Origin of the sequence: Victivallis sp. (genome assembly GCF_048170485.1) — a bacterium.
In the GTDB taxonomy this organism is placed as follows: domain Bacteria; phylum Verrucomicrobiota; class Lentisphaeria; order Victivallales; family Victivallaceae; genus Victivallis.
Genome location: NZ_DBEXAY010000019.1, coordinates 1 through 12499, shown reverse-complemented (window position 1 = coordinate 12499; position 12499 = coordinate 1). Strand labels below are relative to the sequence as shown.

Below are 12499 nucleotides of genomic sequence, written 5' to 3'. Positions count from 1 at the left end.
TCCCTACGATGGACATACTCTGAAATCCGCTTTGCAGCAAGCGTCAAAAATCCTTGGATTTGAACCGGAAATGGCGATTTGTGATCTCGGTTATCGCGGTCACAATTATGAAGGCAGGTGCGATGTTCAAATCGTGAATCGATTTCGAAAACGAGCATCGCGTTCTCTCCGCCGGTGGTGGAACCGGCGATCAGCCATTGAACCGGTGATCGGACATTGTAAGAGTGAACACAGAATGAATCGCAATCAACTGCGCGGCAGCCTGGGGGATGAGCTGAATGTGATTTTTGCTGCGGCCGGATTCAATATCCGGAAACTGATACGGGCATTCGCCCTGTTTTTGTACCGATTTTTCAAGCTTGCCTTGATTCAATTGGGAGACCAATTGAATCAAGGCGGTTCAAAAAGGTTTGGAAAAGGAAGAGCGCGAGAAGGAAAGAACCTTTCCTCAAAAGGTTTTTCCTTCTCGCATCTGGCTTTTGCATAATCGACTATTTATTGGCTGCGTTGAAACCGGAGCAACGCAACGGTTCCGGGAGCCAGAGAGATTGTTTCTTCACCGGAGAAATCTTCTTCTTGCGTTCGAGAAGCCGCTGTCAGCGTTTCAAAACTCCGGTAATCGAGAAACTCCGGACTTCCCAGCTCCCGCCAGGTCTCGTACGCACTGCCGTGACCGGGTTCAATTCGTTCCAGCGTTCCCCGGCACCTCTCTGCTCCTGAAATTTCAAATTCCAGCGGTTCGCCTTCCGATTCCGGGGACCGGTAATTCCAGACCAGAATACGGAATTCCCCGTTTTGTTCCGTCGCCAGCACTCCATGTTCTTCACAGGGCTGGTCAAACACCGCCTCCAGTTCCGTATCCCCCAGTCCATGCAGAAAGCGGAATGCATGGTAGGAGGCCTTGGGAATGCTGTTGATCGTCTCCAGCCCATAGCCTCCGTGGAATGGAGTATAATGAAACCCGCCCTCTTCATAGATGTCGCTCGCCCCCCAGTAGAGACTGCCGGCGCACAACCGGCGCAGTTCACTCATCGTCTTGCAGATGAACGGCGCATTGTTGCATGCATCGTGGTTGAAGGCATACGGTCCGGCGGAAGAGTTCCACTCTCCCAGAAGGAGCGGAAAATCCGGTCCCCAGGCCGTATCCAGCACCTGCCGCACCGCAGCATACAGATCCCTCATGACGGAGGCTTGTTCCAGACGGACAGAACCCTCCGCACTGTTGAGAAACGCCAGATCGCTGGGATATGCGTGCGTCGAAATGAAATCACACCGGATCCCGGTATCCGGATCCTCCTTCGACGGCCTGGAGGTGTGAGCGACAAATTCCGGAATCCATTTTGTCTTGGAGGTGGCCGGGCCGCCGACCCGGTAGGCCCGCGATACGGATTTTATCGCGTTCCGCGCAAGATCATACAACCGGAAGTATTCATCACGGCTTCCGCTCCAGAACGGGATATCCGGTTCATTCCAGACTTCGAAATACCACGTTTTCACCTCTTCTTCACCGAATGCTCCGGTAAGAGAACGGGCAAAGGCCGCCACCAGTTCCCGCCAGGCCTCCCAGCGTGCCGGCGGATCGGAACGGAATTTGTAGAAGCAGACGTTATTTTCCCCCGAGGCGAGCGCCCCCGGCATGGAGGAGAGTTCCACAAACGGTTTCATTCCGCATGCCAGCACATTCTTATAGATCTGAATGACCCGCTCGAAATGAAATTTTCCTTCGGAATCCACCACGCCCAGCTCATCGCCGAAAATGTCATGAAACCGGATGTAACGAAACCCCAGCTCGGTGTGCTGCCGTTTCAACTGCCCGACAAGATCGGTACGCAGCCAGAGGGGCGCATGACAGGTGTTGACGCCGAATTCCCAGATTTTCGACAGCGTTTTTTTGACTTCCGTATTTACAAGCAGTTGTTTCATTGCACTCTCTCCTTCCGTGGACAATTGTTTCAACAAAAGTGGTGTGACAATTCCATGTCCCTGTTACTATATTCTGCTCTCCGTCGATTGCAAGCTCTTTGACGCACTTTGTCAAACGTCGGGCTATAGAGAGGAATATCCTCAATTTTCCGTACAATCCGTCTGCCGCATACGGATCGCTCGTTTCCCGCGGCAGTCAGAGTTTCCCCGTAGGGCTCCCCGGGCAATCACACGTCATGCATCTTCCCACCCGGTTGGGAAGCTGCCTTTCGGAGGAAAATAAAGGAAACCGGCTCCAAAAGCAGCATTTCGTTTTTGCGGACAACGCCACGTGTCAGCAGCGTTTCCCACGTGCCCGGCAGAGGGAAACTGACCGTTTCGCCGGAGGGATTGAATGCGGCGAATATCGTTTCCCCCGCCAGGCGTCTGGTCACGCGCAGCGGAAAGTTTTCCGGACAGTCCAGTTCGAGCGCACCGTCGCCTCCCAGAGCGGGATGCTCCCGTCGCAGACGGATCAACTCCCTGACGGTGGTGAAGAGAGGATTTCGTCCCGCCAATGCATCTTCCACGGTCGGAGCCCCGGCGGCGGAATCCGTCGGCAGATAGAGTTTCTCCGGCGCCGCAGTGGAGAAGCCGAAATTGCGTGAATGGTCCCACTGCATCGGCGTTCTGGCTCCGCCGCGTGACGCACTGCCTTCCACCGCCACTCCGACAAGATGGCGCATGCCGATTTCGTCTCCGTAATAGAAAAAAGGTGGCGCCGGAAGCGCCGTCATGAACGCGAGTTTCACCATCGTTTCACGATCGCTGCCGAAATACGAGAGCCGCCATTGATCATGCGTCCCGGAGAACAGACAGAGCCCTGCCGGGTTGCAGACATCGCACAGTTTGCGGTAGCCGTCGAGCCATTTGCCGTCGTTCTTCTTCGTCGCGGCGGAAAACAGAATCTCTCCGGAAAATATCGGCGAGCAACTCCAGCTGTCGTTGCGGAAAAGTCCCGAAGGCGGGACAAAATCCAGGTGAAAGCCTGCCGCCAGTGATCTCTCCGGCATGAACCACTCGGCGAGGAGCACCGCCTCGGGATACTCCCGGTCGAAAAGAGTCCGTACCGACTGCCAGAATTGCGAAGTCTTTTCAAAGCCGGGATCCCGCTTGATGATGGAGGAAGCCATGTCCACCCGGAATCCGTCGCACCCCAGATCGAGCCAGTATCGCATGACGGAAATCAGCCATTCCCGGTTTGCCCGGCAGGCCGGGTGGTCGCAGGACATTTCCCAGGAGTTTTCCACCTTGTTGAACCCGTAATTGATCGCCGGCTGCGATGCGAAAAAGTTGGCGCAGTACGAGCCGCGCGGAAAGAGTCCGGCGATGTAGTACTGTTCTGCAGTCCCGCGGTAGACGCTGTTGGGATTCCAGATGTAGAAATCCTGGTGGCGACTGCCGGTCCCGCGGCAGGACTCCTGAAAGTAGGGATGTTCCAGCGACGTGTGACCGGCAACCAGATCCAGGACCACCCGGATGCCGTGCCGGTGGGCTTCCCGGAAAAAATTCCGCGCTTCGGCAAGTGTTCCATACCGGGGATCCGGCCGCATGAAATCTGTTATGTCATAGCCGCCGTCGCGGAAAGAGGAGACATACCAGGGATTGATCCAGAGTGCGTTGACACCGAGACGGCGCAGATAATCGAGTTGCGAGATCATACCCGCGATATCGCCGATCCCGTCTCCGTTCGAATCGCGAAAGCTGGCCGGATAGATCTCATAGAAAACCGCCTGTGCAAGCCAGGATGGTTCATGGGTCTTGTTCATTCCCCCTCCTTTGGGTCGAAAATGATTTTTTCTCCCCAGACGGGAACCACCCCGGTGACGGATGCAGGCAGTCCGGCACACTCGTCAAATCCGGTCTGGTAACTCCACCGCCCGGGGCCGAATCCGTGGCTGATCTCCTGCAGATGACCGACAATCAGGAGATCGGGCGTCAGCTTCGAAGCCGCTTCCGCCGCAAAATGGATCTCGCCGAACGGCCGCGGATGGGCGATCAAAATATTGACGTGACGCGCCGGATTCAACTGGGCGACGTTGGCTCCGTCTCCCGTGTGCAGGATGGTGCAGGCCTCTTTGCCTTTCCCGCAGAGGATCTCGTAGGTCGTCACAAAGTTCGGCAGCATCTCGTTGTGATCGATGTCACCGGTGCGGATGGTGATGTCTCCGAACTGCCACACGGCCGGATATTTGCGGAAGTGCCGTGACGGGTAGAAACTGCTCAACACCGGTTTCCCGGCAATAAATCCCTCCCGCTGCATCGCTTCCACAAACTTCCGGTCGAAATGATCGGGGTGAAAGTGCGTGATCATGGCGAAATCCAGAAGATCGGCAAGTTCCGCCGCTCTCGGGTGGCAGATGTCGATTCCGAACGTCGCTCCGGATGTTTTGACGATCACTCCCATATTGTAAACCAGCCAGAGGACGACCCGATTGCCGGAGACCGGCTCCGCCGGAACCTCTCTTTTGATCTTTTCCAAGGCAGAATCGAGCCATTGATTGACCGGCTGTTCCGGCTCCCGGTTTCCCGGTTCAATCAGATCCAGAGCATCCTGGCAGACCTGGAGCGCCGTGCGCCGCTCCGGGGAGAGGCGGCGGCAGTCCGAAGTGTAGAGCGTCGACAGCGCCTGCATCAGTTTTTCCGTCGGAACCGGCTGCCGGTTGCGATACGGCGGTTTTGTCGGCGGACCGCAATGAAAGCTCATTCCGCCCATTCCGTTGCGCAGGCGGACCCGGATCTGATGTCTGCCTGCCCGCACCGGAACCTGAAAAATGTGGTTGAAACGACCGAAATCGGCCGTACCGTTCCCCTTTTGCCAGGTGGAGTAGACGGTGCTGCCGTCAACGATGAACTCAAAGTACCAGTCCGCGCCGCAACCGATGCGGATCTCTCCGGCGGCCGGCACGTCGATTTCGGTTTCGAGTTCCGCCAGATTCTGCTGTTTGCAGTCACAGGGAATCCGACAGCGGTTTTCGGAAAATTCCACGGCGATCGAACTTCCGTTCAGCTTCCCTTCCCACCGGGCTGGCGCTGACAGAATCAGCGTTTCGCCATTGTCGCACAGCAGTTCGCCGAAACACATCGTCTCCGCGTTCCCGCCGGAGCACAGCGCTCCGCAGATCATCGAGGCCATCAGGAGAGGCAACTCTTTTTTCCCGCACATAAAACTCCTTTCCCCTCTGTCAGTGAATCGCACCGAACTCCATCCGGGGCTGATTGCGCTCAAAGAGATAGATTGCTTTTATGCCGTACTTTCGCGGCAAATCGGAGTCCTCAAGCGGATTGTCGCCCACCATCCCGATCTTTTCCGGGAGGTACGGCAGACGCGCCAGAATGTTCGGCCACACTGCCGGCTCTCCCTTGCAGCCGCGCACGACATCGGTGCTGAAAATTTTGCAGAAGACGGAGGAGCCGTTTTCATCCGCCAGCCCCGCCTGCTGCAATTTCCACAGACAGCCGGTGTAGGGATTGTTGCTGGCGATTGCCAGACGTTTCCCCTGCCGGCGCAGAGTGTCGATCAACGTCAAAGCGTCCTGATTGACCCCGATATACTTCTCATGCCATTCCCGGCAGCGGCGGAACGCCTCCCGGGGCGGAAGATCAAATGCCGCAAAGAAATCGGGATAATCCCAGTGGGGGATGCGTCTGGTAAGCGCCAGGATTGCCTCCTCCGCACTCTCCTTCCGCCAGCCGCGTTCCACCATGAGATCGCGAATGATCGGGAAGAGAAAATTTCCGTGCAGAGTCGGGAAGTCCTTGCTCCTGTAAAAAGTGATGGTGTTGTCGATATCAAACAGCACGACAGCGCAGTCGGCGAAGATGAGCCGGCTGTCCGCGGAGAGATCCGCCTTCTCCGCGGATTCTCCGAGAAAATGGATCACCGCGTAATCCTCCGTCAGGTGCGGATTGAACTCCCGCATTTTCGGAAAGACCGAGACCTCCCGGCAGGGGAGGTATTGGGAATAGTTGTATCGAACCAGTTGCATCCGCCACTGCCGCCCACCCGGCCACGGGCCGCCGGAGCCGTTTCTGAGCTCCGCGGCGTCAATGCGGAAAAGGATCTGCCAGCTTGCATCCCGGTCCTCCAGGCGGTTTCGCGTGCCCTCCTCCTGAACCGTCACCGTCACTGCGGAACGCACATCCGTACCGGGCAACCCCAGACGACCGCGCGACGAATACCGCCAGCCGCTCTTTTTCCCGTCGATGGAACCGTGAAACTCCCAGTAGCAGGGAGAATCGTCGCATTTGAGAAACAGTTCCACCGCATCTGCCGCCATATAAATGGCGCTCTGGTCCCGATTTTGGGGAGAGGCCACCAGGTCAGAATCGGTCAGCCGGCAGCGGACGTAGAGCGCATCCGGGCTCCACATCAGCTGAACCCGGCCCGGTTCCAGCACCTTCCCGGTCATTCCGCTGCGCCGCTCAAACGGCGACCAGAATCCCTCGGTATCGACGGGTTGAAGCGTTTCAGATCGCACACTCTGCCATCCGGGACTCTCCAGGGTGGGGGCGGCGGAGGTCCGCCAGGCAGTCAACCCGGAATCCGCCGCATGAATTCCCCCCGCCAGCCACACAGCCATTGCCATAACAATACACTCGTTCTGAAGGTTCATTCAGGAAAAATCTCCAATCCATTGATCAAACGGGCCGAAGGATAGTGTTTTCCGTCGGTCCGGAACGTCAGCTCGAAGGAGCCGTCCGCCTCGATCCGGACAGGGTATTCCAGCACCGTCGCCTGGTCGAAATCCTCTTTGCAGGCAACGAAGAGGTCGAAATTCTTCGCCAGCATCCTGCCGTTGCCGAGGATGTCAAAGACGAAGTAATCCGGTTTGGAATCCTTGGGAAAGCCGCACTTCATATAGAGCCGCAGCCGGTAGCTGCCCGGTGGCAGCCGGAAGCGGTAGCCATCCACATCGTACGCCTCGCTCTCGTACAGACGATGAAATTCGAGCGGCTTGTTGACTGCCCGGATGACGGCGGAACGGCGCCCGATCCAGCCGAACTTCCCGTCGAAAGGCTGGTCCGGGAAAAACACATCTCCGTTGCGCCCGGGCACATAGATTGTGCCGCCGCAATTGATTGCGATCCGGTTGGCCTTGAGCATCCGTTCCCGGCTGACAAGGTGTTCCACCTCCGAAACATTGTGCAGCAGCTGGTTCATCGCCCGGGAAAAGGCGAGTCGCCAGACTTCGCACCACTCGTTGCGCTTCATGTGCCGGCTTATCTGCTCGATGATGCGCTGTTCCCGGCCGGTATCGAGAGCGCGGGCGCGCAGTTTCTCCTCCGCCTGCCGGAGAATTTTCAGCCGTTGCGCATAGATCTTCTCCGCGCGGGGCCCGACGGAAATCAGCGTGATTTTGCGGAACTGCAGTTTTTCCTCCGGTACCAGAAACGAACGAAGTTCAAACGGCTTGAGTTCGATTTTGCAGCCGGACGAACGATCCCCGGTGGAGAGATCGGTTTTCGTAAACTCTCTCCCTGCGTCAAGTTCCACCGCGACCGGTTCATGGAACATGTTCACACAGTAGAAATAGGTGCCGTTTTTCGTCGTCAGAAACCGTGCGACAACCGGATCGGTCAGCCCCGGCACATCGTGAAATTTCATCGCGGGAAGCGCCCGGTAGGCACGGGCGAATTCGCGCACCTCCGCCTCCCGGCCCACCGGACTGAGCACCTGGCCGCCGGAGACGATTTCCAGCGCGTCCATGGCGCCGACATCGAAGGCGAATTCGCGCAGGAACCAGCGCCCGTGCGGCTTCACATCGGCATCTTCAAAAACGGTCGGGTATCGCTTCGCCATGGCGGCGACGGGAGAGACGTAGGTCTCAAAATAGGTGTAAAACGCGAATACTCCGTGCAGTTTCCCGCTCCGGCGCAGCTTGACCAGCGCCGGGTCGTCGTAGCGGTACATCTGCTCGTTGTCCGGCAGCTCCTCCGTCCCCCAGTGAAATCCGTGCCGGTATCTGGTAGGCGAGCGGCGAATCATCAGTTGAATGTCGGGAATCCGGGCGATCGCCTCGAGATCCAGCCCATGCTCCTCCCGCGCTGCAGGTTCGAGCGGCACCTGCAGCAGCAGAGGTACGTTCCCGCCGGCGGCGGTCAACCCTTTTCTGACGGCGCGGATGAACTGTTCCGTCACGCTGGCCCGCCAGTTGATCCACTCCCGGCGGAGGGGACCCGTGAGCTGCCGGTAGCGGTCCGCCGGCGCTTCCGGGAGAGCGATCCCGGTGTCGCGGGTGAAGCGGCGGGCGGTGGCTGCGCCATACCCTTCGTTCAGATTGGGCCAGCCTTCCAGCCCTCCCCACCAGAAGAGGCCGTCGTAGGAGGGATAGCGACGGAAGTATTCGACGGTATCGAAGAGGTGGCGTCCCAGGAGCGAAAGGGTCTCCGGCGCAGAGGGGTCGACGGTAAAACGTCCCAGACCGTTCTCATTGGAGAGTTCGCCATATCGATTTTCAAGAAGAATGCCCTCTTTTCGGAAATCCCGGTCGATCTTCGTGGCATTCGCCCCTTCCGGCAGCGTGCTGTATTGAAGCGCGGTAATGAATTCCATCCCTGCATCGGCAAATCGCTTCAGAATATAGGGCATATCGCCCTGGCGGAACGGGAAAAGTCCGTTGCCGGTGTGCCCTTCGACGTTGGCGGAGCCGCTCGCATACCGCCAGTAGGGGCAGTAGAAGCGGTTCATCCCGACATAATCGAAATAGCGGATGGTCTCATCCAGCACAAAGGCGGTTATCGAGTTGTAGTGTGTCTGCCACTCCCGATACCGGGGCGAGCGTCGATTGGCCCGGTCGATTCCGAGATTGTTGTTGAAGGTCTGATCTTCGTCCACGAAACCGAATTTCCGCCCGGGCAGTCCCTCCGGTTCCCGGAGAGCCAGCCGGGGGAGTTCCTCTTCCGCCAGCGCGTAGACGCGTACCTTCGCCACGGCAGCCGGCATCTCTTTCGCCATGGTGCGCGCCTCGAAGAGATAGGTTTCCACGCCTGGGTAGAAGAGGTGCCGCGTCGTCTGCAACTTACCGCTCTCCGGATATTCCCGGCCCGCCTGGACGCCGCTCTGCAGCCGGTCCCGGTTGGCCCAGATGCCGTTGCCGTACATGTAGAATCCCATGGAGCGCGGCTTGTCGTCGGGCCAGGTGATGTCGAGCAGCACCGGTTTCCCCAACTGTTCCCGCGGGAAGGAAATTTCGAAACAGAAGCGGTCTCCCTTGCCGGAACCGGCCTCCAGATAGCGGCCGCCGCCTCCGGCATGCGTTGCCCCTTCGCTGAAGACCGCCGGATCGGCCGCGGAGGTCAAGTTTTTTTCAAACAGCAGTTTCCCGGCGGAAACATCGGCGGCTTCGGCCATTCTCCGCGCTGCCGGTGCCCGGGCAGAGAGGATGGGAAAGGATTTACGATGGCGGGTGCCGTCGCGCAGAATATTGCAGATTAACGTGTAACTTCCGAACGGGAGCCGAATCGGAGCCAACCGGATCTCTTCGGGCTTTTCAATCATTTTGCGTATGGTCGTTTCGCACAGGGGGCGGGAGTCCCCGTTTCGCAGGAGGGTAAGCTGAAACTCCGCCTCTGCGGGAATCGATGCTGGAGCCGCCACCGGGAGCGGTCGGGTGAAAAATCCTCCGGGCGCGACCCGGACCACCGGTTCGGCATCCCGGGTCTCGTCAAACAAGGTCTCCTCCATCACCATGTCCAGCGGCATGGTTTTGCGATAGGTTTCATAGACCTCCCGGTTGGAGAGCGGTCGCCGCCAGAGCCTGACGTCATCGATGACGAGGTCGCCTTCCCCTCCCAGGATCAGCTGTTTTATACCGTCAAAGGCCGGGTCGACCATATCCGGTGCGCGCTGCCCCGGTTTGAAATCCACGACATACGGCAGCGCGTTGACAAAGAGTCTGGTGGTCTGGTCCGGCTTCCACACCAGCGTGATCAGAACCCAGTCGCCGCCGTCTCCGGGAACGGCGCGTTGAAACAGAAGTCCGCGCGGGTCTCTCTTCTGTGCGATGACCGCCGTGAGAGAGTTCTGTCGAAGCGAAAAGCGGACGCGGTCGCCAGCCCCATCCGAGAGGCGCAGGATTTCGCCGCCGCGGCCGTCAACGCTGCGAACGCGAAACTGAATCGCCCCCTGACGCGGGGAGAGTTCCGCCTGGAACGGATAATTCAGCGTGCTGCCGGTAAGCCGCACCGCGCCGCCATCCGCATCCTGTACCGGTTCCGCCCGGCCTTTCCGGACGGGAGATACCGTTCCCCGGAGAGTGACGGCGTCGAGATTCCGGTTGAAATCTGCGGCAAAGAGCGGTTCAAGCGCAACTGCGGCCTCTTTCTCAATCACCGACTCGATGAGGAGATCATCCACTTCAAGTTCGTGGTTGTAGCTGTGAAAACTGAACGCGGCAAGCGGAATCATGGGAAATCTTGCTGTAAGACAGCGGGTGCCGTTGATCATGACAGAGACCACTTCGCGGCCGACGGAAATATCAAATTCCGCCCACTGCCCGTTCTGGATTCCGGTCTTCATTCCGGTCGGGATCCAGGCCGCGGCGATACGTCGTTCGGAATCGCCCTCCTGCTTGAGCAGATGGGCGTCAATCCTGCCGTTGGCGGCATAAAACAGCGCACGGGTGCCGGTCCGGCTGTACAAATTGAAGCCGTAGTGAAAATTCTTTTCATGGAGCGCCCGCAGCGGTTTCAGACGGAAACGAATATGGACCGGGCCGTTGAACGGGGTGAGATCCCAGCGGGCGACCGGCCATCCTTTCAACTTCAGCACCCCGTCCTTGATCTCCGCATTCCGGCCGATCTGCCCGGCGTCCCCGGAGGAGGAAAAGTCCTGAATGACCGGCTCGACAGCCAACCCTCTGCCCGCTCCGGCAAGGAGCAGAAGAAGCAGGATTGTTCTGCTGAGATTCATTTCTGCCCATCCCCGACAGCTTCGATCTTCAGGTCATCGACTTGAAGATGATAGTTGTAGCTGTGAAAATTGAACTCCTTCAACGGCAGAAGGGCAAACCGGGCGGTCATGCAGAGTGCGCCGTCGATGCGGACCTGAACCTCCTGTTCCGTGACCGTAATGTCAAATTGACTCCATTTCCGGTCCTGGATGCCGGTTTCCATTTTCGGGTTGATCCACGCCTTGCTCAAAACTTTTCCGCCCTCCGTCTTCGGTGAAGTGAGCTGCGCGTCAATGCGGTTGCGGGCGGCGTAGAACAGAGCGTTTCGGCCATCCTCCGCAACCAGATTGAACCCGTAATGAAAATTCTTCTCGTGAAGCGCCTGTTGCGGGGAGAGGCGGAACTGGATTCTCACCGGCCCGCGGAAGGAGGAGAGATCCCAGCGGGCGACCGGCCACCCTTTCAGATCCAGAACTCCATCGGCAATTGCGGCATTTTTCCCGAGCGTCATGCCCTTGGTCGCGGCATTCACGGAAAAGTCATTTTCGATGGGAGTTGCCGCCGGAAGCGCAGAGGTCAGAGCGAAGATGCCGGCGCAGAACAGTTTTTTGCACATTTTCTTCATGTTCAATTCCTTTCTGATTGATGGCGAGTGAAAAAGCTGAAAAAATCCATGGAGATCATGGCCTCCTGACGTACGGATGCAAGCCAAATTCCGGCGGAAATTATTTCATAAACCAGTTGCCTTCCCCCCATATCCGGCTCAATTCCGTGGTCCATGAGCCGACGGCCGACATGGTACCCGGCATTGCATTCATTCTGCTTACCAGGGTGCGCAGTTGTGAGAAAACGTGACCATCAAGATAGCCGATGGGGGTCGGACCGCTGTGAAAACTGCCGATGATCCAAAAGGCGGCATTGATCATATAATCGCCGTCGCCGTCACCGTCACCGTCCGCCAGTTGAATGATCTGGGAAGGCCGTTTGCACTGGGAGATCCGGTGCGGCACCAGCTCCTTGGAGGTGATGTTTTCATTGATCCCATAATGCATTGTCTGATAATCAAGTGGGGGATTCTGCTGCGCCGGACAGAAAAAGATTTTCGGCAGATTCTTCTCAACGTCTTTCTTGTTGTCCAGGAGAGCTTGGTACCAGATGTCCCGGACAGGCAGGTAATCCTCATTGGAACCGGTATAGAGAAAAACCATCGTGCACAACTGCTTGACATTGGAGGCACAGGAGGCGCGTTTCCCCGATTCCCGGGCTTTGTTGAGTGCGGGGAGCAGCATCGCCGCCAAAATCGCAATGATCGCAATTACGATCAGAAGTTCGATCAGCGTAAAAACTTGTCGCGGCCGGGCAGGAAAGAGGCTCACTTGATCCGAGCTTTTCATGACGACAATCCCTCCTGAAATGAAATACGAAGAAATTTTCTTTCTCATCGACAGCGTCTCCTCTTACGGGCTGGACTCCCGAACCGATGGTCTTCCTACAAAAACGTCCTTCTTCGCTCTTCCCCCTGTTTGAGCAGAATTGAGTTCCTCGCCATATGCTCCCGCAATGGCTTTTCAATGTCTAATATAACATCAAAAAAGACATATAGAATTAATAAAATTGCCAAAAATAAGTATAAAAAAGACAAA

At 57.5% G+C, this 12499-nt stretch carries 8 protein-coding genes; 1 reads left to right on the top strand and 7 read right to left on the bottom strand.

The annotated features are described in order from the left end of the window. On the top strand, positions 1-487 hold a 487-nt coding region (locus ACMLHG_RS01025), incomplete at its 5' end, for a transposase (protein ID WP_417169240.1). Between the two features lie 8 nt (positions 488-495). Here the strand turns inward: ACMLHG_RS01025 and ACMLHG_RS01020 are convergent. From ACMLHG_RS01020 to ACMLHG_RS00990, 7 genes are all read right to left on the bottom strand, one after another. After that, positions 496-1923, bottom strand: coding sequence for a GH39 family glycosyl hydrolase (locus ACMLHG_RS01020; RefSeq protein WP_417169239.1), 1428 nt, complete (start codon positions 1921-1923; stop codon positions 496-498). A 227-nt stretch (positions 1924-2150) separates the two neighbouring features. Then, complete coding sequence (locus ACMLHG_RS01015) at positions 2151-3731, bottom strand: alpha-amylase family glycosyl hydrolase (protein ID WP_417169238.1); 1581 nt, start codon at positions 3729-3731, stop codon at positions 2151-2153. Continuing rightward, positions 3728-5128, bottom strand: coding sequence for an MBL fold metallo-hydrolase (locus tag ACMLHG_RS01010; protein WP_417169237.1), 1401 nt, complete (start codon positions 5126-5128; stop codon positions 3728-3730). Before ACMLHG_RS01010 ends, ACMLHG_RS01015 begins: the two co-directional genes overlap by 4 nt. 19 nt (positions 5129-5147) lie before the next feature. After that, positions 5148-6551 carry an HAD family hydrolase gene (locus ACMLHG_RS01005; protein ID WP_417169236.1) on the bottom strand — a complete coding sequence of 468 codons (1404 nt, stop codon included), beginning with the start codon at positions 6549-6551 and terminating at the stop codon, positions 5148-5150. Positions 6552-6574: 23 nt separating this feature from the next. Continuing rightward, the gene (locus ACMLHG_RS01000; protein ID WP_417169235.1) at positions 6575-10876 is read right to left on the bottom strand and encodes a malectin domain-containing carbohydrate-binding protein; all 4302 of its coding nucleotides are present in this window, start codon (positions 10874-10876) and stop codon (positions 6575-6577) included. Beyond that, on the bottom strand, positions 10873-11481 hold the full coding sequence (locus ACMLHG_RS00995) for a hypothetical protein (RefSeq protein WP_417169234.1): 609 nt from the start codon (positions 11479-11481) through the stop codon (positions 10873-10875). The genes ACMLHG_RS01000 and ACMLHG_RS00995 overlap by 4 nt, the downstream gene beginning before the upstream one ends. Positions 11482-11581: 100 nt before the next feature. Beyond that, the gene (locus ACMLHG_RS00990; protein WP_417169233.1) at positions 11582-12298 is read right to left on the bottom strand and encodes a prepilin-type N-terminal cleavage/methylation domain-containing protein; all 717 of its coding nucleotides are present in this window, start codon (positions 12296-12298) and stop codon (positions 11582-11584) included. Positions 12299-12499: the final 201 nt, after the last annotated feature.